25 protein-coding genes are annotated in these 25,294 nt (G+C 54.2%); 5 read left to right on the top strand and 20 right to left on the bottom strand.

All coding sequences use genetic code 11. The annotated features are described in order from the left end of the window. The 11 genes from FHR98_RS09330 to FHR98_RS09280 form a co-directional block, all read right to left on the bottom strand. Complete coding sequence (locus FHR98_RS09330) at positions 1–558, bottom strand: phage connector family protein (protein WP_183416405.1); 558 nt, start codon at positions 556–558, stop codon at positions 1–3. Positions 559–599: 41 nt separating this feature from the next. Further along, entirely contained in the window at positions 600–809 is a 210-nt protein-coding gene (locus FHR98_RS09325; RefSeq protein WP_183416404.1) for a hypothetical protein, read from the bottom strand. Positions 810–902: 93 nt separating this feature from the next. Continuing rightward, the gene (locus FHR98_RS09320) at positions 903–1,781 is read right to left on the bottom strand and encodes a phage capsid protein (protein WP_183416403.1); all 879 of its coding nucleotides are present in this window, start codon (positions 1,779–1,781) and stop codon (positions 903–905) included. 394 nt (positions 1,782–2,175) lie between these two features. Continuing rightward, positions 2,176–3,012, bottom strand: coding sequence for a hypothetical protein (locus FHR98_RS09315; RefSeq protein WP_183416402.1), 837 nt, complete (start codon positions 3,010–3,012; stop codon positions 2,176–2,178). Beyond that, complete coding sequence (locus tag FHR98_RS09310; RefSeq protein WP_183416401.1) at positions 3,002–3,295, bottom strand: Bbp19 family protein; 294 nt, start codon at positions 3,293–3,295, stop codon at positions 3,002–3,004. The genes FHR98_RS09315 and FHR98_RS09310 overlap by 11 nt, the downstream gene beginning before the upstream one ends. Then, entirely contained in the window at positions 3,288–4,904 is a 1,617-nt protein-coding gene (locus tag FHR98_RS09305) for a portal protein (RefSeq protein ID WP_183416400.1), read from the bottom strand. The genes FHR98_RS09310 and FHR98_RS09305 overlap by 8 nt, the downstream gene beginning before the upstream one ends. A gap of 135 nt (positions 4,905–5,039) precedes the next feature. Then, entirely contained in the window at positions 5,040–5,246 is a 207-nt protein-coding gene (locus FHR98_RS09300) for a hypothetical protein (RefSeq protein WP_183416399.1), read from the bottom strand. Positions 5,247–5,268: 22 nt separating this feature from the next. After that, positions 5,269–6,840, bottom strand: a complete 1,572-nt coding sequence (locus tag FHR98_RS09295; RefSeq protein ID WP_183416398.1) for a terminase large subunit — start codon at positions 6,838–6,840, stop codon at positions 5,269–5,271. Continuing rightward, positions 6,837–7,091 carry a hypothetical protein gene (locus tag FHR98_RS09290; protein ID WP_183416397.1) on the bottom strand — a complete coding sequence of 85 codons (255 nt, stop codon included), beginning with the start codon at positions 7,089–7,091 and terminating at the stop codon, positions 6,837–6,839. The genes FHR98_RS09295 and FHR98_RS09290 overlap by 4 nt, the downstream gene beginning before the upstream one ends. A 269-nt stretch (positions 7,092–7,360) precedes the next feature. Beyond that, positions 7,361–8,164, bottom strand: a complete 804-nt coding sequence (locus FHR98_RS09285; protein WP_183416396.1) for a hypothetical protein — start codon at positions 8,162–8,164, stop codon at positions 7,361–7,363. After that, positions 8,164–8,544: a hypothetical protein gene (locus FHR98_RS09280; RefSeq protein WP_183416395.1), complete on the bottom strand. Its 381-nt coding sequence runs from the start codon at positions 8,542–8,544 to the stop codon at positions 8,164–8,166. The genes FHR98_RS09285 and FHR98_RS09280 overlap by 1 nt, the downstream gene beginning before the upstream one ends. Positions 8,545–8,668: 124 nt before the next feature. Between FHR98_RS09280 and FHR98_RS09275 the strand changes: the two genes are divergently transcribed. The 3 genes from FHR98_RS09275 (at position 8,669) to FHR98_RS09265 (ending at position 11,653) form a co-directional block, all read left to right on the top strand. Continuing rightward, positions 8,669–9,382, top strand: coding sequence for an XRE family transcriptional regulator (locus FHR98_RS09275; protein WP_183416394.1), 714 nt, complete (start codon positions 8,669–8,671; stop codon positions 9,380–9,382). A gap of 92 nt (positions 9,383–9,474) precedes the next feature. Beyond that, entirely contained in the window at positions 9,475–10,335 is an 861-nt protein-coding gene (locus tag FHR98_RS09270) for a D-amino-acid transaminase (protein ID WP_183416393.1), read from the top strand. A gap of 124 nt (positions 10,336–10,459) precedes the next feature. After that, entirely contained in the window at positions 10,460–11,653 is a 1,194-nt protein-coding gene (locus FHR98_RS09265; RefSeq protein ID WP_183416392.1) for an MFS transporter, read from the top strand. Positions 11,654–11,682: 29 nt separating this feature from the next. Here FHR98_RS09265 and FHR98_RS09260 read toward each other — a convergent pair whose 3' ends face one another. The 8 genes from FHR98_RS09260 to ssb all read right to left on the bottom strand — a co-directional run bounded on the left by FHR98_RS09260 (position 11,683) and on the right by ssb (position 19,726). After that, positions 11,683–11,895, bottom strand: coding sequence for a hypothetical protein (locus tag FHR98_RS09260; protein WP_183416391.1), 213 nt, complete (start codon positions 11,893–11,895; stop codon positions 11,683–11,685). 174 nt (positions 11,896–12,069) lie between these two features. Then, positions 12,070–13,551, bottom strand: coding sequence for a pilus assembly protein TadG-related protein (locus tag FHR98_RS09255; protein WP_183416390.1), 1,482 nt, complete (start codon positions 13,549–13,551; stop codon positions 12,070–12,072). Then, a complete protein-coding gene (locus FHR98_RS09250; RefSeq protein ID WP_183416389.1) occupies positions 13,532–13,981 on the bottom strand; it encodes a TadE/TadG family type IV pilus assembly protein in 450 nt (149 codons plus the stop codon). The genes FHR98_RS09255 and FHR98_RS09250 overlap by 20 nt, the downstream gene beginning before the upstream one ends. Beyond that, on the bottom strand, positions 13,978–14,499 hold the full coding sequence (locus FHR98_RS09245) for a TadE/TadG family type IV pilus assembly protein (RefSeq protein ID WP_183416388.1): 522 nt from the start codon (positions 14,497–14,499) through the stop codon (positions 13,978–13,980). Before FHR98_RS09245 ends, FHR98_RS09250 begins: the two co-directional genes overlap by 4 nt. A 768-nt stretch (positions 14,500–15,267) precedes the next feature. Next, positions 15,268–15,783 (bottom strand): pantetheine-phosphate adenylyltransferase, encoded by a 516-nt coding sequence (coaD, locus tag FHR98_RS09240; RefSeq protein ID WP_183416387.1) that lies wholly within the window; start codon positions 15,781–15,783, stop codon positions 15,268–15,270. A gap of 3 nt (positions 15,784–15,786) precedes the next feature. Next, positions 15,787–18,597 (bottom strand): DNA gyrase subunit A, encoded by a 2,811-nt coding sequence (gyrA, locus tag FHR98_RS09235; RefSeq protein ID WP_281369934.1) that lies wholly within the window; start codon positions 18,595–18,597, stop codon positions 15,787–15,789. Between the two features lie 187 nt (positions 18,598–18,784). Continuing rightward, complete coding sequence (locus FHR98_RS09230; protein WP_183416386.1) at positions 18,785–19,234, bottom strand: GNAT family N-acetyltransferase; 450 nt, start codon at positions 19,232–19,234, stop codon at positions 18,785–18,787. A 15-nt stretch (positions 19,235–19,249) separates the two neighbouring features. Beyond that, complete coding sequence (ssb, locus tag FHR98_RS09225) at positions 19,250–19,726, bottom strand: single-stranded DNA-binding protein (protein WP_183416385.1); 477 nt, start codon at positions 19,724–19,726, stop codon at positions 19,250–19,252. A gap of 216 nt (positions 19,727–19,942) precedes the next feature. On the opposite strand from ssb, the gene uvrA reads away from it, so the two are divergent. Together uvrA and FHR98_RS09215 are read left to right on the top strand one after the other, a co-directional pair. After that, positions 19,943–22,828, top strand: coding sequence for an excinuclease ABC subunit UvrA (gene uvrA, locus FHR98_RS09220; protein ID WP_221205817.1), 2,886 nt, complete (start codon positions 19,943–19,945; stop codon positions 22,826–22,828). 55 nt (positions 22,829–22,883) lie between these two features. Continuing rightward, positions 22,884–24,083: an adenylate/guanylate cyclase domain-containing protein gene (locus tag FHR98_RS09215; protein WP_183416384.1), complete on the top strand. Its 1,200-nt coding sequence runs from the start codon at positions 22,884–22,886 to the stop codon at positions 24,081–24,083. Here the strand turns inward: FHR98_RS09215 and FHR98_RS09210 are convergent. Next, complete coding sequence (locus tag FHR98_RS09210; RefSeq protein ID WP_183416383.1) at positions 24,080–25,252, bottom strand: aromatic ring-hydroxylating oxygenase subunit alpha; 1,173 nt, start codon at positions 25,250–25,252, stop codon at positions 24,080–24,082. The two genes, FHR98_RS09215 and FHR98_RS09210, sit on opposite strands and share 4 nt — an antisense overlap. Positions 25,253–25,294: the final 42 nt, after the last annotated feature.

Below are 25,294 nucleotides of genomic sequence, written 5' to 3'. Positions count from 1 at the left end.
TCAGAACCTCGCGCGTATCCAGGGATCGCACTCGGCTTCTTCCGCTGGATTTTCCTGTGCATCGATACTTCGGGCCCTGATGAGCGCCAATTGGTACCCTTCACCCGCCGCTTGCCGTTTGCTGTTTGATTGCGTCAGTGCTTCTGCAAGTTCCAGAGCCAAGCGAGCGGCTAGTGCTTCTTGAAAGAGGCTATCGAAAACATTCGGATCCTCCACGCGCCGGACGTAACTGATGCGCAATGCCCCCTCAAAATTGCTAAGAACGCGACGCCCTTCGATTCGCCACGGATAGTTGCCATCAACCCAAAGCACTCGGAGGCAATCGGTGGGTAGTTCGAATTGGGATTTGAAGCCCCAGACTGGCTTTTCCTCCAGTGCAGCGAGTTCTGCGCGTTGCACTGCGAAGTTCCACGGATGATCCCGCAAGACCGCATCTCTGGACACTTCATAAAGGCGCGCGCAGGCACGGGCGCGTTCGTTGTCATCAGACAGGGTGAGGATTGGGCGATCTCCAAGCTTAGTGAGGGCCCGATTGCAGATTTCCACCGGTGAGGTCATCGTTCCGCCTTTCCTGGACTAAGGGCGCCGTATTTTTGGCGTCAAACCGATTGTTCGGTCTCGGGGATTGGTGGCCAGGGTTGCTCGAGCAAGAACTTCTTGAAATTCTCGAGCATCAGGAAAACGGCTTCACGCGCAAGGACCTCTGAATCAAGCTGTAGCTTGAGATCAAAATCCCCGGCATCAAAATCCTGAACAATTATACTGAAGTGAGGTGCTCCCTCGAAGATACGGTAGGTTAGGAGAGCCATGTTCAGAGCCTTTCTAAAATTACGTCTAATGAAAAAAGGAGCGCCACCTGGGCGCTCCTTTCAGTGCATCGGGTCTTTTCCCGTCCGTTTGAATCAGAGACAGGGAACCTCAACCACACGGCCTTCTTCGAGCCGGGTCGCGCCAAAACTTCCTTTGGCATAAACCTGTGTGGCATAGGATTTATCGTCGCGCTCGGTGATCCGAGTCTCGATATCGTTCCAGACACCAAGATGCATACCCGTGCGCGACCAAGCGGCGCAGCGGCGATGGCCGCTGGCATTAACTGGAAGACGTTCGGTATGAATGAAATGAAAGCCCATAAAATGGCTGATATGGCCATCGACCAGCACTGGCTTGCTATTGAAATCAGTCGAAGCTACCTGAACTTCATTCAGTAGCTCATCATGCTGTTGGGCCGTCATTGCCAGGTACAGTTTTTCATTCTCGACATCAACCTCATTCGCCATTAGCAGCCGCCTTGCGGCTCGTAGCTTGGCCACATTCATACCTGTTGCGCTGGCTGCACCGATCTTCACGTCAAGGGCCTGTGACGAAGGAAATGTCACGTCCACATCACCGTCTTCGCCGGTCTTTGACGTCGCGAAGAATGCGCTGATGATTTCATCATCCATAGCACGCCCAAGCGCCATTGCACCGTTGATGGCGTAGGCAGACTGAAAGTCACCAATCGTTTTTAACTTATCCTGATCGTCGATCAGATCGGCCCATTCATAATCCTTAGGGAAAACCCACCGCGATTCATGCGGCGTTTCCACCAAAGGTGTGTTGCCATGACGCTGGGTCCTGAGTTGGGCGCTCACCTGACCAAGCTGCGTGGCAACGCGGCCGGTCTTGCCCCGATAGGAATCGGTCGTCACTGCTTTGCGAAGCTTACTTCCCCTCTGCTGGAGTAGAAACTGGACTGCATCCTTGTAGTCTTGCACAAAGGATTTATTTACTTGGTTCGACATCTGTCCTTGTTCTCCTACCTCGTCGAATTGCTTTTTTGATACTTAAAATCGGAGGATTGCCCTGGTACCTGGAGACATGGCATGGGAACGAGTGAACGAGCGTTCACTGCGCGCTATTTCGCGTTTGTTCAGGTTGGATCACTCCTAAGGCTTTGAGGGGCAGCCATCAGGCCCGCGGTCTTTCCCGCCGTCAGGCCGGTTTCCCGTGGATCAGGAATTCTCCGACAGAGTTCGTGAAAGGGTTATCCAACGGCTAGAAACCGTATCGGTTTTACTTTGATCAAATAGCCGATGGCTTTGTGTTTGCTCGTTTTCACAGCTCGGCTTTGACGGCAAGGATTATGACCTTGGCATCCTCCGCCTGTACCGTAGCAGCAGATTTCTCCCATTAAGATCACTCCTCCGGATAGGCATGGCGATAGAGCTTCCTGCGAAGGTCCCGGTATTCGGTGTGACGCGGGTGATCACGGTCCAGCAACGCCTCCGTTGCTTGGCTGTCACGATGCAGTGAGTCCAATTGAGCCCTTGCCTCTGCGGGATCAGGTTTGAATCCGGGCTTGCCACTACCTTCAACGCGATCCTCACTGATGGCTTCGCCAACAGCGGAGAAAAACTTTAGCGCTGATTTAGATCCCATCAGGGTCTCAAGGTGACTAACAACCTCTCCATCAGCGAACCGGTGAACAGCTCTCATGGCAGCGCGATGTTTTTGCTCAAACACGCTCCCCCATTCCTGACGCATCTCGTGGTCGAGTAGTTTTTGGGCCTCTTCCTGGCTGATTGCCTGCTCCTGGCCCCGTGCTCGAACCATTTCTTCCCAAGCGGACTTCAAACGTAGGGCTTGCTTTTCGCTAAGGCCGATCTGATGAGCGGTGTTCCGAAACCACATCTCTGTGTGGGGGTCTACTTTAACTGTCGTTTCGCCGTTTAGTTTGTATTCCTCCGGCGTAGCTGGTCGTCCTAACCGGTCGTAAAGTTGCTCCCAGGAAGCCTCGTCTTCTCCTTTTGGGACTGCAATCCTTTCAGCTCCAATGAGCTTTTGGGCGGCCACATAGGATTTTGCTAGCGCAGCCACATCCTTGAACCGCGATAGACATGGTTCATCCCTGATGTTCTCTGGAACTCCGTTTCGCCAGTTATCGCCACTGGCGGGAGACCGCTCTAAAAGACTCTCTTCAATGTCAGAAGAATCTACACCATTGTCTACCGGGTTTCTGGCGCTATCCGTCATGTTCCTGCCCTTCAATGGTTTCAACCATCCTGTAGATATCCTCCTCGCTGGCTTCACAATGGCTGAGGATCCGATTGAGAACTTCCAATCGCCCCACATTTCTAAGAGTCTCCGCTTGGCTTGCCGCAAAGGGAGTGTCGGTTGCTCTGCAAAAACGACGAAGATCCGCCAGCACCTGTCGAGCGTTTCGGGTGTAGCTGCCGCCCTCCGTCAAGAACAGTGCCCGATAGGATCTGCGCCTACGGAAAAGCAATTGCGCCAGAACATTCGAGAGATCAGGCATTTGAACCTCCCTGAAGGCGAGAGATTTTCTCCAAAGCCGCCGCCGTGCCAGGTGCCGCGGTTACCACTTCTTGTAGCTCTGTGGCTTGTTTGCGCTGCGTGCGCAGCGATTCACGCGATTCGATAGACCGAATGACCTTTGCAGACACACCGTTGGCCTCGGCAATAACCCGGCTAATCTCATCGCCGTCAAAGTTGTCCATGATATCTGGCGCAAACTGCACCATGGGTAGCAATGCCTCCGCGGTTCTGGCAATTGCCACTCCTTCTTCCGCCCGCTGTGCCCTGCTCAAGGGGCCATCATATTCAATGCGGTACTCGCCTTGCGCTTCGATCAGCGCAGGTGGCAGTGGGGGGAGTTTGCCCGTGCGCTGAAGTATAGCGAGCTCCCGCTCGATCATAGGACCCAGCGCTTCCGACTGCTGGCGTCCAACAGCAGGCCCCAGAAGCGCCCCTTTCTCCTGTGCACGTTGGAGAACTTCCGTTGCCGTCATTCTTGGCGCATCGACCAGTATCTGAAACAGCGTCACCAGGAAGGCGTCGTTTATCACCCCCCGCTTTTGTTCGGTCATTTGCAAGCTAAACTGAGGTTGAGAACCGGTCGTGAGAGGGTGAACCAACTGCCGTCCCTGGCCATCAACGCCGCCAAAATTTAATGCCCCGGGCCGCAGGCTAAAACGGCTGAGAAGATTGTCGTCATGGAGCAGCAATGGAGGATCCACTAGCCGGTGAGCGGCCCGTGCATTCGTCTTCTCCATTTCATTCAACATCTTGATATCAGGCAGGGCGAGCATCGCTGGCGACCGACCGTATGTCTCACGTGGAGCCGTCACGTATCGGCTCACCATGAATGGGAATTCCTCAAATCCCCCCTCCGAGACAATGTGCTGCGGCTCACGAAGCAGCACCACGCTCGCAAAAGGCATATGCAGTTTGTCCTGCCGCTTGGGATCACGTTCTTCTCGAGGATAAACGGCATGTAAGAACGTGAAGCGCCGGTCTGGGTCCATTTCCGCCGATCGCAGCAAACTTTCTGGAAGATGCGAATCCTGCCACCGTTGCCGTGCTTGCCGTGCCGTCATTTCAAAATTACGGAACAGCGTATCCACGCGACCTTGGTGGTTTTCGGCAATCAAACATTCTCCAAGATGCAAAGCGCGGTAAGAAAGGCCGCCACCCAATCCCTCTTCGACGTTGAGTACACCTGTGCCGAAAGCGCCCAGGCTCATATAAACTTCGTGCTGCTGGCTTGCATAGTTTGCGCTTGGGCTGTAGCGCTCCCGAAATAGGGTATCTGCGGCTTGGTCGTACCAACGGCGAACGCTGGGGTTTCGATTTAAAGAGTCGTCATTTGCTTGAAGTCTATGCCATCGGGCACCTCGTGGCGTCAGCATCGCCTCCATCGCGGCGGCAAATCTCTCCAATGCAAGCGGTGCCGTAGCGTCAAGGATCTTTTCGGTTCTCTTAGTTCCGGGTGATCGACGGATGCTGAAGTCCGCTTGTCTGGGAAGCACACGTTCGGCGATTTCCTGCCAAAGGCTCTCCCAATTTTCTCTCTCCGCGGCCAAAATATCATGGCGCGCTATGAGGGCTTGTGCCGTCACTGCCATCTTCGCTTCCTTCTTTGTGTCGTACTGGTGCCGGGTTGATCGGCAGAGAAATGGCCGCGTTCCGGTTGGAAGTGGCCTTGTGTCTCGATTTTTGTTTTTTATGTGCGCCTGGCGGCAGATACAGGCGACCGCTTATTACTGTCCCAGGAGGTCCTTGCCGTTCCCGCCCCCTGTTACGCCCAGGCCGCTCGTCAGAATAGTGCTTTGGCGTCCGCCAGCAAGAAGTCTGCGACGGCGTTCATCCGACCCCGCCTGCCGTGCTTCTTCATTGGTGCGTACCGGTGGGGCTGGTGGTAGTGGCGGCGTCGGCGGAGTCTTTGGCTTCGAGAAAAGGCCGGACATTATATGATCCTTTCATTCTGCTTCAGTCTGAGAAAACACGTTCATCGATTTCCGCAGTTCTTGCGGCGCTAAAACGTGGCTTGAACTTGCGGACTGGTTCGGCATGGGTAAGCGCGGCGGCATCCCCGGCGTCGGGTGAGAACCCAAGGCGCGATTTGATTTTATCTTTTCCTTCAAGGAGAAGACGTCCCGATGAATCAAAGCGATGACCGGGCGCACAGATATGCCGATGCAATTCCTCGTCATCGGTAAGATCACAGCCCCCGGCCTCATTGAGGTGGTCGCGCAGCCGTCCCCAAATTTCAGCGCGCTTATTTGCGTACACCGAATCATCGTTGGCCCGGCCTGCGAACTCGACACCAAGCACAACGTCACCAAATCCCAGTTCACAGAGGCGATCTACAACCGCTGAGCCATAACCACCTGTTGCATCGATGAAGACTCGATCCGGTTGGATCCGCTCAATCTGCCGAGCAACTATACCGGCTATTTGCATCAGATCCCGGCTATCGATTCTTTGATTTATCCGATGTCCATAACGCCGACCGTGTCGATCTATGACTCGGGTGAAATCACCACCGCCCCTGGCAACGTCCACCCCAAGCACTAAGGGAACCACTGGGCCCGGTTCCGGAAGCTGTCCCAAACGTGCCTTCTCAACGATTTCGGAGGATATGAAAGACGCCCCGCTATCGCTCTGGAACGCTTCTTGGATTGAACCCGGATATTCCTGTTTGAATTTCCAGCAGAAGGTCTCCGGCGAGGTTCGGGTTGCCATTGCGAGTTCTGCATTCTTGCAGTAGGCCCAATAAATCTGATCTGGTGACAGTTGATGGCGTTGCCCATAGCTTTCGAAAGCCGTTGGCGGTCGCCAGTTCTTCGGTGGCACCCGACGATAGAAAGGATCGAGATACCAGGGCAAGAACACCAACTCATAGTCGCCAAGGCCCTTCTCGGCCGATCGGCAAAGATCATAGAACAAGCCCCCACTGCCGTTTGCAGTGCTTTCCAGCCAAATCTCAGAGTCATTGACTTCAGGAACAGCCTGTAGGGCGCCTGCCATGTGCTCCTCTGCGTTGGGCCAGAACGCAACTTCGGAACCATGGAAGTACTGGATGGTGTCCGAGCGCCCTACTCCAGGCGCTTTGGCCGTCGCAACCCGATATCCGCTATCTAGGTCCTTAAAAACCAGTTCATGAAGGTTTGAAGCCCCGGTGCGGGGACGAACCGGCCGTGGGCAACTTGCATGAAACCGTTTTGCCATCGCGAACAGGTTTTGAGTTGCCTGATCGCGATGAGTGAGGATAAAAGCTCTGACACCGCGACGATGGCTTGTTTTCCAGTAAAGCCGCGCTTCTATATAGGTGGACACACCCATCTGGCGCCCTTTCAAGACAAGGAGCCGGACACGTCCGATACGTCCCAATTGCGCCTCAGCGTGTTTATGTAGAAGTTGTTGGGCCCGGTTGAACTGCAATTCCGTCGCGCCACCGGCTTTGGTTCTAATTTTCAAGCAACGCCTGGCGTAATGTAAAAGATCATCGCGCAGCCGCCGTCGAATGATCGCTTCCTTAGAGTCCAATCCTGCGCTCATGAAAGTTCATCCAGAGCTTCCTCATGAGATAGCGAAAGCTGGCCACTGTGATCGAGACTGGCCAAACGAGGGTGGATGTAAGGCGCGGCTGCCTTAGCCATATCATCTCGCCGTTTCACGTCGGCTCCTTCGTCCGATAGTACCGACAGCATGTAGCCGAGCGGTGTTACACCTTTGGTGCTGATAACAGTCGTTCTCTTGCCCCTGTCCATGTGTCTGGTAGGGCTATCGGTATTTTTTGATTTGGTCATTTCCGGTCCCATCGGTTTATGCGCACAAAGGCGATTTCTCGCTGGGCATTCCAGCCGCAATCTTCGTAATTACTCGCCAGCTTGCTATGGATATACCGAGCCACACAAAGCAGACAGATCGCCAAATTCCTGCCCCGCCCTTGGAATCGAGTCCGTTGCGATTAGCGATGTAGGGGTGTCTGGAGCGGCACAATCCGGAGGTGCTTAGGATAAAACACCTAGAGGCGATAATTATTTTCCGGACACTCTTCGCCGTGCCTTGTAAAGTACTATAGGTTATCTAGGTTGTCAACTAGTTTATTTGCTTCATGGTAAAAATCTTGTAATGCATGACGTAGAATGACCAAGGAATCACCTTTCACTAGACCGTACTGGCGATCAATCTGGCTGGCGGACGCCCCATCAAAGATAAAACTTTCAACGATCTCTAGCCTGGTAATTTTTGCAAGATTGCTTCTGGTTGCTGGTGTTTCCTGGAGCAGTCGAATCCAGGGTAACCATACCTTCAGCGCAATGACGGCGTCTCTTCCTTCGAGTCGCTCTAACGGTTGCAGATAGGATTTTCGAACCTTGCCTGTCAGCAACCGCGAAGGATCCGCTGAAGCACCGGCCATTCCCTTTCTTACCTTGAACCAAATGGGCACGAGACAATCGATTGCTTTAACCTCCTCTTCACTTGCCTGCCCTGACATCCGCCACATCGCAAGCCAATCCCGCTGAAGCTTGGATCTTGTTTGTGGCGTGGGCATGTCACCAGGCCCCCACGGTTGCTGCGATATTGGGCTTTTTAGCAATCGCTCTGCTTGCCGTTCGGTTGCTCCCAAAATTTTATGAAATTGATCCATCCCGACCTTGGTACTAGCGGCCCCAGCTATCACTTCACTGTTCGCCAAAACGCGCGCACGACATCGCTTACGAAGCTCTCTTAGCTCTTTTTGCACACCGGGAAGGTTCAGTAGCAGGGCTACGTTAGCGATGGCCAGCAAACTGCCAATATCCTCGGCGTAGTATCTGACGTAAGGCTCCAAGGAGCAGTCATCTATCTCCGTGTCATATAAGAGTGGCTTGGACATCAAATACCCCCGAGTGCCTGTGACGCCGTTATCGCCATAGAGCCTTCAGGCAACGGTGAGGCGTTCTTATTCACTGATTTGAGTGGCTCAAAAACACGGCTTAGATGGGTTTTGCACCACGCCGTGCCTTCGATCGCAGGCGCACCGCATTTGCAGGTATCGCTCCAATGCGGTTCCCCATCAATCCACTGGCAGGATGCTAAGAATGGTTCGCTGTCTAAAGCAGCAGCGCGTTCTTCAGGTGTCGGCAGCACAAGTGTGTTTTGCACGACACTAAGCAGATGCCGGACATCAAAAGCAAATCCGGCATCCACTAACAAGCCGGCGTATATTTCGGTACCAGACACGAATGTGAGGCCCAGATCCTTGAATTCACGCATGGGGCGCTAATCCCTTATCCTAGTTTTATAGCAATTGTTGGCCGATATAATAAAAGAAACTTGTTGTTTATGAACTATGTTTTTTGTAAAGATTTTCATCAGGTAACGTTGTAGGAAAGAAGCCATGACAAAACTTGCTGAAATCGTTCGCCAGCGCCGGCGCGAGATCGGTCTATCCCAGCCGCAACTGGCCCGGCGCGTCGGCGTCTCCGCCCAAGCTGTCCAGCAAATGGAAGCTGGGGAGGTTCGTCGCCCCCGCTATCTCGTGGAACTAGCAAATGCTTTAGGTTTAGAACCTGTTGCGTTGCATGAGGGCCGCAGAGTCGTGATGGGGCCTGGCACCGATTCAGACACGCCGCTCATGTCGCCTCACCGTGGCGAATCAGGCCGTTCGTCGGAGGCGCCACGTGGTAACGCTGCTTTCCCGCAAGCAATGGGGGGCGGCGGCAGAGATCTTCCTGTCTACGCAAGCGCCCAGGGCGGTCCTGACGGTATGATGGTGAGTTACGATCCTATCGAATGGATTGAACGCCCTGCACCACTTGCCGGTGTGCCGAGCGCATTTGCGATGTATGTGGTTAATGATTCGATGGAGCCGCGCTACCGGCAAGGCGACCTTCTTCTAATTCATCCGCAAAGACCGGTTCGCCGAGGTGCGGATGTGCTTTTGGTCATGTTATCTGATATCGATGATCATGAAGCTTACATAAAGGAACTGGTTTCCGTCACAGTAGATAACGTGACTCTTCGCCAACTGAATCCGGATAAAACATTTTCGGTGCCACGCGATAGAGTTGCTGGCCTGCATCTTGTCGTTGGTGCTTACTACGGTTATTAGCCCGTAGTAGAAGCAGTCTTGCATTGCCGGCTGTTTTAAGCACTATGTCGCGTATAAATTGACTATTACTCTTCCCCACCGGAGGTTTGCCCGTGTCCCGGATTGTGTATGTAAACGGTGAGTTCTTACCCGAGGAATCCGCGACAGTTTCGATTTTCGATCGAGGTTTTCTTTTTGCCGACGGCGTTTATGAAGTCAGTCCGGTCTTGAAAGGCCAAATGTTTGACAACGACGGGCATTTGGTGCGGTTGCAGCGATCTCTTTCCGAATTGCGTATCTCTTTGCCGATGCCTGTTGACGAGATTGTGGCTATCCAGAACGAACTGATCGAAAGGAACCGGCTCCAGGAAGGCATGATCTACCTTCAAGTGACACGCGGAGCCGCTGACCGGGATTTTGCGTTTCCGAAAGACGCAAAGCCGAGCATCGTCCTATTCACTCAAACGCTTAGCATCCTCGATAGCCCGAAAGCGAAGAAAGGTCTCTCGGTTATAACTGTGCCAGACATTCGTTGGAGCCGCAGAGATATCAAGACGGTCGGTCTGCTGGCCCAATCCCTTGCTAAGCAAGCCGCACTTGATGAAGGCGCCGATGATGCCTGGATGGTGCAGGACGGATTTGTAACCGAGGGCTCGTCCAACAATGCCTTCATCGTTACGCAAGACGGGAAAATCATTACGCGGAATCTCAGTAATGACATTCTTCACGGCATAACCCGCAAAGCTGTGTTAGCGCTGGTCGAACGTGAGGGTTTGTTGCTTGAAGAGCGCGCCTTTACCCCAGAAGAGGCCTACGAAGCTGCTGAAGCTTTTTCAACCAGCGCGACAGGATTCGTTATGCCGGTGGTTAAGATTGATGGCAGGATTCTGCACAATGGCGCCCCAGGTCCCGTCTCTGTTCGCCTGCGCGGTCTTTACATCGAAGCCGCAATGGCACTGATTGACGCGGCTTAGTTGTTGCGAGGCTGTCGCCCTACCTTTTCCGCTATAACGGCAGGAACTTGTCGCCAGGAGACGAGCAAGCCCTCGCATCCTGTAGCAGGTTAGGGTCATGTTTATTCCATTTTGGTAGAATTTCGTGGCGCTTCACGTACGACACCCCGATTGGATCCACGCCCTTGGCCAAGCGGGAGCAAAATCCTTTGCGTTGATTTTCGCGCTTGAGTCGCTAAATCGGGCGCTGCTTTCCACCATCCTGCCCTTGCAGGTGCTCAAGGTGACCGGTAGCGCCACGGACCTTTCCTATCTGTATTTGGTTGTTGGACTTAGCGGTCTGGTGGCCAACCTTTGCATCGTTTCACTAATCCGCTTCATTTCTAGACGGGGTGCCTACACCATCGGGTTAATTTGCCTTGCGACCGCGCCGCTTCTGATCGGTACCAGTATGTTCACCGGCGTCAGTTTTGGCATGTTCATTCGTATATTTGGCACTGCCTGCGGCGCGATTTGCCTAAACCTCTATGTATTGGATCACATAAAGGGGCGGGCCTTGAATGAGATGGAACCGATCCGGTTGTTGTTCAGTGCCGCAGCCTGGACGCTTGGGCCATGGTTGGGGGTGTACCTCTGGTCCATAATGGAATGGCTTCCATTCATCTTGAGCAGTGTCGCCGCGCTGATTCAACTCGCCTACTTCTGGTATTTGAGACTGCGCGAAGGGAGCGTGATCGTGCCAGCGCGGCAAAAGCCGGAAACTCCCTTTGGCAGCATCATTCCCTTCATCCGGAGAAAGCCCTTGCGACGCGCGTGGCTTATAGCGCTCGGCCGTTCGGTTTGGTGGGTCTCCTTTTTCACTTATCTACCGGTTTTCGGCGTCGAATCCGGACTCTCTCCGGAAACATGCGCGCTTCTGGTATCGGCGGCAAATGGCCTTCTTTTTCTTGTTCCGGTGCTCAAACGCGTTGGTAATTATCTTGGCATACGCCGCGCACTGATTCTGGCCTATGCGTTCACCGGCATCATCAATATTGCAGCTGGCGTCGCGGCCTGGTTCTCGCCCTTTTCGGCTATGGCGCTATTGTTGTTCTGCGCCTTGTTCGTAGTGTTGCTTGATATCTATGGAAACCTGACGTTCCTTCGCATGGTCAAGCCACTCGAGCGAACACGCATGACGCCCATATTCATAACCTATCGTGATGTCTCCGATATCGTAGCACCAGCGGCAGCAGGCTTGGTTTTGATTGCCCTACCCTTGCCTGCTTACTTCGTCCTGCTTGGACTCTACACTCTGGGCATGACTCAGATCGTACGGAACCTGCCGCGGCGCTTTTAGATCAGCCGGGGAAAGAGAACGGCACAGACCTAGCGTACGTTGTTGAGTTCGATCTCCAGGTCAACAATCTTGTCGTGGTCGCTGTTACACTGATCCGCCTGATTCTTGAAACGTCTCTCAAGCTCACGCAAGCGAACCAAGGCATCGGTCGTCCTGTTGCGGCTAAGAGCGCTGTGGATCGCATAGAAGATGATGTGGCCAAACGCCACGATCAATGCAACCAAGCCTAAATCGAATTTCATCTTTCCCTCCCACTCACGTTTAGTGCTTCTTTATTGTTCGTTTGATTATCGTTTATTTGCGGAAAATTTGAAACAAATGTCTGTTTGTTGTTCAATTTTGTGTCGTTAGTCCCGAATAGAAATAGGGCGGCCCATTTACTCGAGCCGCCCTATTCACACGATTAAGCGCTGGTTCTACTGGACGAGTGCGTAGCGATCATCCGTGAACAGCGGGGTTCCACCGAATCCGCCGCATCCTGCTGCGGAGAAATCGGTTTGCGTGCCGCCTCGGAAATCAAGTTTATCCGAGATTACGAGGAAGCAGTCGGCACCACCGGCACCCTGGTTCACATCACCCCGGAAAGACCACCAGGCATTCGGTGTATAGATAGCGCCAATCAGATCGCTATTTGGCGTACCGGATATCTTCCAATCATTGGGATCAGCACTCTTCGGGTTCGTGATGGCTTCCCAGATAATGAATCCGCCAAAGGGGCTGCCACTCGCGGCATCCGGTGCCGTCAGGTTGAAGCCGGCATTACCACTGCTGGAGATGTAGGAATCAGCGGCACCTCCGGTATCGACCATGACGATGGTTACACCAGCCGTGCCGTCCAGTATGACAGCGTTTGTGTCCAGCGGCCCATCGAGCATGACATAGGTTCCCGGCGCCATGGTGGCGGTACCGCCACCAAAGTCAGTTATACCGCCGCAGTAGACACCGGGTGTCAAGGCAGTACCGCCAGTAATGCTCGTAGGCGAACCGGGAGCTCCATGGGTGCATTGGAATCCGGAGGGTGGGCTTACCTGGTCGTAGCTCCCCCCTGCCGGTGCATAAGCGATATCCTGCAGCAGTTCATGGATCGGATTAAGACCCGAATAGGGATTGCAGTTCGGTGCGCAACCAGCGCCTTCAACTGGCTCCGGGTTAACGACGCCAGTCTTTCCGCTGTAAGCACCATCGACGTTAAAGGTACCGCCGGTAATCGTAATGTTGGAAGCGCCTCCGTTGATTTCTGCCGCAGCAGTCGGGTGGTCGGATGCGATCTGAATATTACAATCTGTGGCATTGATGTCGTTGTTGCCGTTCATATAGAAAGCTGCGGCATCATGCTCATTCAAGGCAACCACGCAATCCTGAGGCGGACCGCCACCAATCACGTTGGCCACGGCGTCGACATTGATCTCCTGATCGCCGAACCCGATGGCTTTGGCGAAGAAAAGCTGGACCGTGCTGGCGCCACCGTCACCAAGCGAAACGCTGGCGCGCACTGCCGTCGGGTCCGTGCCTGTAACGGTGAAGCAGGTCGCCGGATAAACAATACCCGAGCAATCCCACACACCGCGTTCAATCACGATGCTGTCGATGTTGATACCCGATCCGCCGCCAATAGCCAGGTTGGCGCGCGCGGCCGCGAAGCCGGCATCCTCAACTTCTTTTTGCGTGCCGCCGTCAACCAGATAGCTGCCGGCGAGTGCTGCTGCGTCCGCGGCAGCTTGTGCGCGGCTGCGGTTGGAGAAAATATAGGATGCATCGATCGCCAACGCGGCAATCCCCAGCAGAACCGGCAATAGCACCGTGACCCAGATAAGGACCATCCCGCCATCGCCTCGCAGGAAACGACGAGCCAAGCTTCGCGGATAGGTCCGCGGCTCGTTAGGATTCTTCGTTACCATAGCTTGCCTCCGCTGTAAGGGTGCCGCCGCCGCCGAGAAAACTGATGTTGAAGAACAACAGATCATTTAGCGGGATCGTTAAACGAACAAGGGATGCACCCGATGCATTCTGATCGGCCACCACACTGAAATTTCCAGGTAGTGCACTGACTTGATCACAAACAACTCGCTGCGCAGTCGTTGCCGCCTGACCGCTGGCCGACGCACAGGTGTTGGTATAAACGCCACCGCCACTCGTGACACGGCCAACAGACATCTCGCGTGCGGCAAATCGAACAGCGTCCTGCATTTGCACATAGGAATTGGCGATGAAGCCTAACTGGATAATGCTGGATACCAGGATGATGAAAAGCGGAACGGCAATGGCCGCCTCTATCATGACACCACCCTGACAGGTGGCACGGAATCTCTTGAGCTTACGTATCATCATGGCTGCACCACCATGGCAGAGAAGCTCTCAATGTAGCGACCGCCCCCCAGTAAACCACGGAAGTCAATGAAAACCACGTCACTCAACAGAACGCGGGCATAAACACGAACCGTTTCGGCCGTATCATCCGTCGTATCCGATCCGGTACCGCCGTCATTGCCTGCATAAGTCCCGGCTTTTACTTCAAAATCTCCAAGCAAGCCAAAAAGGTTCGTGTTCGCGATATAGTCGCAAGCGTTGCTCTCGACTGAATTTGGGGCTACCGACGTGCAAGTGGTATAGGTATCAGCAGTCGTGATGCCGCCCCCCATCGATGCAAATCGTACGGCTGCTCGTGTGGCGCTCTGCAGAGTTGCATCGACATAAAAAGCGAAAGAAAATTGCGCTATCGCAATAAATGTAATGATTAGCATAGGAGCGACGAGCGACAGTTCGATAAGAACCGCGCCTGATTCACGCCTCCGAAACCGGTCGACTAATCCAAGTCGCATCACACAGTCACTCTTCTCAATCTTCATGATTTAGGGTGGTTTCTCACCACCTTCTAACCATTTTCTTATAATCTAAAATATAAAATTTTATCTATAACCATCAGGTTTTACGCAATATTCCTATGATTATTGCAGCGACTCCGAAAAGAATTCAAGAAATTACTTTTATTACCTGATGGGTCTTATTTTGTTTCGCGGAAATGTTCCCTGAGGCGATAACCAAAATCGCCTCGCGAAACGCAGTCATCAACAGGTAGCTCTTTTCTAGCACAATCTTACATATTTTAACAATCATCCGCACAAATCACTCAAGCAAAAACCAAGGATGAAAGCTGGCACTCGCATGTAAGAAAAACCCCCGGCACCTTAAGATGCCGGGGGTTTAATATGGTGAGCGCGGAAGGGTTCGAACCTTCGACCCGCTGATTACATACCACTTCGACTTTCGCCGCCCCTCTCGGGTTCGTGGTCTGGACTATCCCTTCACCTTGGCCGAAGCTTTAGGTGGGCGCCGTCTAGTCTCTACACCTTCCTCTTGCGAGGCTTGGCTCGGGATTGCCGTTGCTGGAATGCGGACGGGTTCCCCGAATTTGACGCCTGTTCACCGCTACGTTTCCGAAGACGGGCTCCCAATACTAAAAGTCAGCTGCTCTACCACTGAGCTACGCGCCCTAAAAAGGCCTGCCGTCTGTAAACCAGTCGAGGGTTTGAATCAACGGCTTGAACGGGAAAAATTGTGAAATTCAGGCGTTTTGTTGGCTCACGAATCATCGACACGGGGATCTGTCTTGTTTCTTAATCCCCAGAATCGCCACGAAAACGTTCTTCCAGGCGTGCTGCAACAAGCGGGCTGACAAAACTTCTGATATCGCCACCCAGCCTGCCGATTTCCTTAACGAAGCGGGATGAAATAAACTGCTGCCGCTCCGACGCCATTAAGAATACGGTTTCAATTCCCGGGTCTAGGCGTGTGTTCATCGCCGCCATCTGGAACTCGTACTCGAAATCGGATACGGCACGCAGCCCGCGGATTATCAGCTTGGCTCCGACACTTTGACAAAAATGCATCAGCAGATTATCGAAGCGTCGAACTTCAAGGACTGCATTGCCATTGCCAATCTGTTCGAGCTCTTGGCGCACCATTTCCAAGCGATCATCGGTCCCAAACAAGGGCCCTTTTCCCTCGTTACCGGCGACACCGACGATTAAACGGTCAACCATCCGGGCTCCACGTTTGATAATATCAAGATGCCCGAGCGTGATAGGGTCGAACGTTCCCGGGTAGATACCTATCAACTCCTCCCGCTGCATCGCTTAATCCCCCTGCTCAGGTTCATCGACGTCGATTTCCGGGGCTAATTCTTCAGATTCACTGGATCTCTCTTCGAGTGAGGGACCATCCTCGGTTTCGTCTTCATCCTCTTCCTCACCACTCTCACCCAAGCGGGCAACCGACACGACCCGTTCATCTTCACCAATCCGGAACAACGTGACTCCCCGTGTCGTACGACCGGCAATCCTTATTCCCTCCACTGGCATGCGGATTAGCTTGCCACCGTCCGTTACCAGCATTAGCTGGTCGTCTGGTTCGACCGGGAAAGCAGCAACAACTGTGGTTTGTTTTTTCCCTCGGGAAAGGTCAAGGTTGCCAATCCCTTGCCCGCCGCGCTTTGTCACCCTGTATTCATAAGCGGACGTGCGCTTTCCAAATCCATCTGCCGCAACAGAAAGTACAAATTGTTCGGCCTGTTCCAGCTCCGCCATTCGGTCGGCATCCAATTCAACGCTCACCTCATCAACACTAGGCGTATCGCTGTCGTCTTCAATGCCATCTGCCCGGCGTTTTGCCGCTGCATAACGCAAATAGGCCGTCCGCTCCTCCATTTCGATCGCATTGCTCGCAAGGATTGACATGGAGATAACTTCATCATCCTTGCCTAGCTTGATTCCGCGAACGCCTGTCGAACTGCGGCCCGTGAAAACACGCAGATCGGTAACATGGAAGCGTATAGCCTTTCCTTTGGCCGTGGCCAAAAGCACATCCTCGTTATCCTCACAGAGCTTTACGGAAACCAGGTATCCGCCACCCTCTTCATCAAGCTTCATGGCAATTTTGCCGTTCGACCTGATATTGGAAAAATCGGAGAGCTTGTTCCGTCGAATGGTTCCCGTGGAGGTCGCGAAAAGAACGGACATTTCGTCCCAGAGCGTCTCGTCCTCCGGCAAGGCCAAGCAAGTCGTGACAGCTTCACCCTTCTCCAAGGGCAACAGATTGACGAGCGCCTTTCCTCGCGCCTGCGGCGTGCCAACCGGCAGCCGCCAGACCTTCATCTTGTATGCCATTCCCCGCGAGGTAAAAAACAAGAGCGGTGAATGTGTGGAACAGACCTGTACCTGAGCCACGAAATCATCGTCGCGTGTCGCCATTCCCGACCGGCCTTTGCCGCCGCGTCTTTGCGCACGGTAGGTCGAAAGCGGCACGCGCTTGATGTAACCCCCATGGGTAATTGTTACGACCATCTCGGCACGTTGGATCAAGGATTCATCATCTTGATCAAAGGCGTGCTCGTCGATCTCGGTGCGCCGGGGATCGGCGTAGCGATCCTTGATATCCTGAAGTTCGGCGCGCAGGACCTCCAAGAGCTTCTCGCGCGATTCGAGGATGGCCAGGTACTCCTTGATCTGCTCGATCAGCCCCTGCAATTCCTCGGCGATCTTTTCCCGTTCCAGGCCGGTCAGTTTCTGCAGGCGCAATTCCAGGATGGCTTTTGCCTGAATCTCCGATAAACGGTAGGTGCCTTCATCGCTCACCGCCCTCCCCGGCTCATCAACAAGCGCTATCAACGGGCCGACCTGAGCGGCCGGCCAGTCCCTTGCCATTAATTCCTGACGGGCGGTTTCCGGGTCGGCAGCCGCACGGATCAAGGCGATGACCGGGTCGATGTTGGCAACGGCAACCGCTAGTCCAAGTTGGATGTGCGCGCGTTCGCGAGCCTTGCGCAACTCATACATCGTGCGGCGCGTAATAACCTCTTCACGGAAGGCCACAAACGCGGCAACGATGTCCTTCAGCCCCATCAACTCAGGCCGCCCACCATTGAGGGCCAACATGTTCACGCCGAAAGACGTCTGGAGCTGCGTAAAGCGATAGAGCTGGTTCAAGACCACATCGCCCATAGCGTCGCGCTTGAGGTCCACCACGACCCGCATCCCATGGCGATCGCTCTCGTCCCGCAACTCGGCAACGCCTTCAATCGTTCCTGCACGCACCGCCTGTGCTATCTGCTCAATCATGCGAGCCTTGTTCACCTGATAGGGAATTTCAGTGATAACGATGGACTCACGATCACGGTCGCGCAGCTCGATCTCTGCCTTACCACGGGTTACGACGGAACCGCGTCCGGTATGGAACGCATCGCGTATGCCCGCGCGCCCAAGAATGATACCGCCTGTCGGAAAATCCGGGCCCGGAATGAATTCCATGAGCCGATCCACGGAGATATCCGGATCGTCTATGTAAGCAAAACAGCCGTCAATTACCTCCCCAAGATTATGGGGAGGAATATTTGTCGCCATGCCGACTGCAATGCCACCGGCGCCGTTGACCAAAAGATTGGGAAACCGTGCCGGTAGAACCGTCGGCTCGCTCGTGGACTCATCGTAGTTCGGCGCAAAGTCCACCGTTTCCTTGTCCATGTCCTCCAGCAGCGCCTCCGAGGCAACGCGCTGTAGCTTAGCCTCGGTGTAACGCATCGCCGCCGGGCGATCGCCGTCCACGGAGCCAAAGTTACCCTGTCCGTCAACCAGGAGCTGTCGCATTGACCATGGCTGGGCCATACGCACCATTGCGTCGTAAATCGCAGAATCGCCATGCGGGTGATACTTACCCATCACATCACCGACGATGCGGGCCGACTTACGATAGGGACGGTTCCAGTCGAAACCACCTTCCTTCATCACATAGAGAATGCGGCGGTGAACAGGTTTCAGGCCGTCTCGAACATCGGGCAAGGCGCGCGCTACAATCACGCTCATCGCGTAATCGAGATAGGAGCGCTTCATCTCGTCTTCGATAGTGACGGGCGTGATGTCGAATGCAGGACGCTGCGGTATCTGGTCGCTCAAAGGTCTGGTTTCCGGTCTGGTTCTAGAGGCTCAATCGCGGGCCCACGGGGAGGTAGGAACGGCATCCGAATCGGCCCCTGGAGACGCTCCTTAAAATCGCCTGAAAATATAGCAGAGTCATTGCACTGCAACAACGCCAGAAGGCGATCTGGAGCAAGGTGTTTTTTCCCGCGCGCTTCAAGCGTGTCTAACTGCGATCCAGCCGCATATCGATGTGCTCGATTCCGGCATCGTCATAGGGATCGGAGACCCTGGAAAACCCAAAACCCGCATAGAATTTTTCCTGCGCCGACTGCGCGGACAAGTGCACGGAAGGACGTCCCCACCGGCGCGCTGTCTCTTCAAGGGCCGCGACCAGCATCCGCCGACCGTACCCTCGACCACGTGCGCTCGGGGCTAAAACGACCCGGCCGATTGTGACCGACCGCCCTTGCGCGCCGGGCAACAAGCGCAGCGTACCGATAATGCGCTCTTCCCGATCCAACCACAGCAGATGAAGCCCAGCCTGATCCTGGTCATCCATATCCTGAAAAAAGGAACGCTGTTCTAGAATGAATACATCGGCACGCAGCTTTAAAAGTGCGTAGAGTTCTTCCTTTTCAAGCTCGGCAAATTTACGCCAGAGCAGCGAGCACATGGTCCGAGCAATTCTTTAGAATGGAATCTCGTCATCAAGGTCGCCGCCGGACGAACCGCCGGACGCAGAGGACGACCCCCCACCCGACGAGCCGCTGCCATAATCATCACCGCTATAGCTTCCGCCACCGCCGCCCTCGCCGCGTCCGTCGAGCATCGTCAGTTCACCGCGATAGCGTTGGAGCACGATCTCCGTCGTATAATTTTCCTTACCATCCTGGCCGGTCCATTTGCGTGTTTGCAACTGACCTTCCAGGTAAACCTTCGCGCCCTTCTTGAGGTACTTCTCAATGACATCCACCAATCGGTCATTGAAGACCACAATGCGATGCCATTCTGTGCGTTCTCGGCGCTCTCCGCTCTGCCGGTCACGCCAGGTCTCGTTGGTTGCGAGAGTGAAGTTTGCAACCTTGGTGCCGTCGTTCGTGGTACGGATCTCCGGGTCTCGGCCGAGATTCCCGATTAAAATTACTTTGTTGACGCTTCCGGCCATGACGTACGGCACTCCCCTTGAAACACATTGCTTAGAAATACGAGCCCTATAAAGGCTCGCCGAGAGCGCACTCTAGACCGGAGAAGTGGGCCCTGTCACCCGTGAAGGCGCAATGAGAAAATAAAGTGAACATCCAGGAGTGGCAATGCCTCGCTGCTTGCGCCATATTGCCTCTAACAACGAACCCATACCTTATAGCAATCGGAACCAGGTGCCTTGAGCGAAAAGCCAACGTCTGCCCCCGTCATCGCCGTGCGAGGGGCCCGCGAACATAATCTTAAATCCGTCAATGTTGATTTACCGCGCGAAAAACTCGTGGTCATCACCGGTCTGTCGGGATCAGGCAAATCGTCCCTGGCTTTTGATACGATCTACGCCGAGGGCCAAAGACGCTATGTAGAATCCTTATCAGCCTACGCTCGGCAGTTTTTGGAGCTTATGCAAAAGCCGGACGTCGATTCTATCGAGGGCCTTTCTCCCGCGATATCGATCGAGCAGAAAACAACGTCGAAAAACCCGCGCTCTACAGTGGGTACCGTGACGGAAATTTATGACTATCTGCGCTTACTCTACGCACGGGTTGGCATTCCTTATTCACCGGCAACTGGCTTGCCAATTGAAAGCCAAACTGTCAGCCAGATGGTTGACCGTGTGATGGCCTTGAAGGAAGGAACCCGTTTGTACCTACTTGCACCCATCGTGCGAGGCCGGAAAGGGGAGTATCGCAAAGAACTTCTGGATCTCCGCAAGCGCGGATTTCAACGTGTGAAGATCGACGGCGAAATCCACGATATCGAAAACGCGCCGGAACTGGATAAGAAGCGCAAGCACGATATCGAGGTCGTCGTGGATCGCTTGGTGGTTCGCGACGGTTTAGAAAGCAGACTGGCGGATTCCTTTGAGACCGCTCTTACTCTGGCCGACGGTTTGGCTTTCACCGAGGATGCGGATTCAGGCGAAAGGGTGACCTACTCCGCAAAATTTGCCTGCCCGGTTTCCGGCTTCACGATCGACGAGATTGAGCCTCGCCTCTTTTCCTTTAACAATCCCTTCGGCGCTTGTCCCGCATGTGACGGTTTGGGGTCCACACTCTACTTCGATCCCTCCATGGTGGTGCCCGAAGGAAATCGTTCGTTGCGACAGGGAGCCATCGCACCCTGGGCGAACTCAACCTCTCCCTATTACAAACAAACGCTCGATAGCCTCGCCAAGCACTACAAGGTTTCAGTCACCACAAATTGGGAGGACCTTCCGGAAGCGGTACAGCACGCCCTCCTCTACGGATCCGGCGGAAATCCGGTCACGCTACGTTACGACGATGGGCTGCGCACCTATGAGACAAACAAGCCATTTGAGGGAATTATTCCCAATATGGAGCGCCGGTGGCGAGAGACCGATAGCGACTGGGTGCGCGAGGACCTGGCGAAGTATCAATCCAATCGTGCCTGCGAAACATGCAGCGGTTACCGACTGAAACCAGAAGCTCTTTCCGTGAAGATCGGCGATCGCCACATCGGTGAATGTGCCGAACTGGCCGTTGCGGAGGCGGTCAATTGGTTTCGCGGATTAAACGACCGCCTGACGCCTAAACAAAAGGAAATCGCAGAGCGAATTCTCAAGGAGATCAATGAGCGTTTGTCTTTCCTTGAAGCCGTCGGTCTGGATTACCTAACCCTAAGCCGGGCTTCGGCAACACTTTCGGGCGGTGAAAGCCAACGTATCCGTCTTGCTTCACAGATTGGTTCGGGGCTGACAGGGGTGCTTTATGTGTTGGATGAGCCCTCCATCGGACTCCATCAGCGCGACAATGCTCGGTTATTGGAAACCCTCAAACGGCTTCGGGATCTGGGAAACACCGTGATCGTCGTTGAGCACGACGAGGATGCTATCAGGTCCGCCGATTATTTGGTGGACATGGGGCCCGGAGCAGGCGTTCACGGCGGCGAAGTCGTGGCTCAGGGATTGCCGGAAGAGGTCATGAACAGCACCGAACGGAGCCTCACGGCGCAGTATCTCACCGGGATCAAGGAAATTCCCTTGCCAGAAAAACGCCGCAAAGGGCATCGAGGTCAGAAAATACTCATACGGGGTGCGCGTGAACATAATCTGCATTCCGTAACCGCAGAGATTCCGCTCGGCACCTTCACCTGCGTCACAGGTGTCTCCGGTTCCGGCAAGTCAACACTGGTGATCCAAACACTCTATAAGGCGTTGGCCAGACGCTTGAACGGTGCACGGGAGATACCCGGCGTCCATGATGCTATCGAAGGGTTAGAGTTTCTCGACAAGGTAATCGACATCGATCAATCACCGATCGGGCGCACCCCTCGCTCCAATCCCGCAACTTACACCGGCTGTTTCACGCCCATACGGGAATGGTTCGCCGGCATGCCTGAAGCCAAGGCCCGGGGGTATAAGCCAGGTCGCTTTTCGTTCAATGTAAAGGGTGGTCGATGTGAAGCATGTCAGGGCGACGGCGTTATCAAGATCGAGATGCACTTCCTCCCGGATATCTACGTTCAGTGCGACGTTTGTAAGGGACATAGATATGATCGAGAAACATTGGAAATTAAATTCAAAAACAAATCAATAGCAGATGTTCTTGATATGACAGTTGAGGAAGGCGTAGGGTTTTTCAAGGCAGTTCCGAGCATTCGGACTAAGTTGGAAACCTTGGAGCGCGTGGGCTTGGGTTACATCAAGGTTGGTCAGCCAGCCACAACACTGTCGGGGGGCGAAGCTCAACGTATCAAGCTTTCCCGTGAGCTTTCCAAACGCGCGACCGGTCGCACTCTCTACATTCTGGATGAGCCGACCACCGGTCTCCATTTTGAGGATATACGGAAACTCCTCGAAGTCCTTCAAGCACTTGTCAATCAGGGCAATACCGTCGTCGTGATCGAGCATAATCTGGAGGTTATCAAGACGGCTGATTGGATCGTTGATCTTGGACCTGATGGCGGCAGTAAGGGTGGTCACATCATCGCGAGTGGCACGCCTGAGGAAATCGCGAAATCCGCTGAAAGCCACACCGGCGCTTATCTCTCTCCCTATCTGGGTACGAAAAAGGCGCGAACTGGTGCCATGAGGAAGCGAGCGTGATGCTTGTATTCCGTTTGTCGTTCCTTACTTTATGCCAACCATGAATGACAAAATCATGCATCACAGCGATGACCCTGAGGACCTGCGTGATTGGCTTCTAAGTCAACATGACAGCTTTGGCCGCGGGACCCTCTTTTTCGATGCCTTCGCCCGGCAATTGATACTGCGCGGGGTTCCCACCGACCGCATGACTTTGCACATGCGACAGCTGAACCCGGGGCTGCGGGCTCGAAGTTTCCATTGGAGCCGCGACTCAGGCGGTGCCATTGAAGTCAAGCGCGGTCACGGCGTCGAAAAGCATGAAGATTACATTCACTCACCCGTGCGCGATATCTTCGAGGGCGGTGATACGAACAAGGTGATTGAGCGGCGGCTCGATCGCCACAAAGACCCCAAGGATTATCCGATACTGTCGGAGTTGAAGCAGCAGGGCTATGTCCATTACCTGATGTTACCTGTGCCCTTATGGATTCTAGGGCCCGCGGCGCTTTCAATAGCAACCCGTCACACGGATGGTTTCAGCCAACGCCACCTCGACATTCTGGAATCGAGTTTGAAAGCCTTTGGCACGGCGCTCGAGTTGCAGGAAACAAGGAGTCTGGCGCGAACCCTTCTAGACACCTATGTCGGTCACGATGCCGGCGAAAGGATTCTCCGAGGTTCGATTCTTCGAGGTGATAGCGAAGCTGTGCATGCCGTCCTCTTTTACTGCGACCTTCGCAACTTCACACCGCTTTCCGAATCCGAACCCCTGCCGCACGTCATAGAATTATTGGACCGCTATTTTGAGACGGTCGGTAAGTGTTTGACGGACGCAGGCGGTGAAATTCTCAAATTTATCGGCGATGGCATTCTGGCTATCTTCCCCTGCCCCGAAGGGCATACCTATCACTGCACCGCTTGCAAACAGGCCTTGGGGGCTGCTCAGGCGGCTCAAGCGGCCATGGCAAAGCGCCGGAAAGAGGAAGATGACTTCGATCTGACTTGCGGGATAGCGCTTCATGTCGGGGATGTGCGCTTTGGTAATGTCGGCACCACGGATCGTTTGGATTTCACGGTCATAGGCCCAGCGGTAAACATGGTCACCCGTATTGAGCCATTCAGCAAGAAAACCGAGGACGGCATCGTCGTGTCGGCAGAATTTGCGGAACGCGAATCCGATGTGAACTACCGCAGTTTAGGCAAGTTCCCGCTCAAGGGAATCGGTGATTGGAAGGAAATTCTAACCACTAAATCCGCTAGCGCTGCTGATTAAAAATTTTCCGGAGCCTGCCCCGCCGCCTTTGCTATCAACCGCTGAAAGTGGAGCGTTGGCGTATCCATCACAGGAGAAAAACACCCCCCGTCAAAGGCTGGTGATACCCGCCCTTGCTGTAAACGCTCGACCATATCGATGTCTTCGACAAAGACCTCTCGCCAGCGATCGCGCGTCAAGGCCCTGATCGCGGGGAGGTCAGGCTGTTCCCACGCTTCTTGCAAGTAATAAATGTGTAGACGCTCCACGGTCTTTTGAGAATCCTCCACATCAAGGATCATGACATAAAAATGGTCAGCTTGAATGCCGAGTAAGACGTTGGGAAAGAACACGACATACTCAGCCAGTGCCTCCTCCTCCTCCGTCAAATCCGGAAACTTCGGCAGGCTCCAGGCGTTCGGCAGGCGTGGGTCGTATTTGGTGCTGCCTTGACCGGAAAAGTTCTCACCGAATATATGATAGTGATCTTCAAGGCGGGAATAGCTGTTCAATCCAGGATGCACCCAAGGCAGGTGATAGCTCTCACAATAGTTTTCGACTGCTAGTTTCCAGTTGGTGTTGACTGGCAATGAGAGTGATGAATCCTCGCTTCCGCCATACCGCAAATGCCTCATGTCCCAACGCTTCCAGCGTTCCGACAGCGGTGCGGCTAAAGACGAGAAATCCGGCGCATCGCCGGAAATGTTCACGAAAACCATATCCCACCAGACAACGGCGCGAACTGGCTTGAGGCCCTTATCGTCGCGGCTGAAGCCGGCCGCACGGTTTTGCCCAACGCCCCCCACATGCGGGGTCGCTTTGAGCTGCCCATCCAAGGCATACGCCCAGGAATGATAGGGACAACGAAGTGCAGGTACGCCTTTGCAAGGCGCATCGACGAGTTTAACGCCACGATGGCTGCATACGTTATGGAACACCCGGACCACGCCGGTGCGGTCCCGAAGTACGACAAGCGGTTTTCCGGCGACGGAGACCGGCTTCACGTCGCCGGGTTCGGGCACCTCGGAAGCGACAGCCACGCAGACCCACTGCCGCGTAAATATTTTATCAGCCTCTCGAGCGAAGTACTCGCGATCATGGTAGCAGGCGTTCGGCAATCCGCGTGCGAGCTCGGGAGCCCTGAATAAGGCTTCCACCGTATCATTGGAGAGCAAGGCATCATCTGGCATTCCGACCTCCGGTCACGCAGGATCTTCCTGCAGACTTGGCTA

Source organism: Limibacillus halophilus (assembly GCF_014191775.1).
GTDB lineage: Bacteria > Pseudomonadota > Alphaproteobacteria > Kiloniellales > CECT-8803 > Limibacillus > Limibacillus halophilus.
This window is presented reverse-complemented; position numbering and strand designations above follow the sequence as displayed.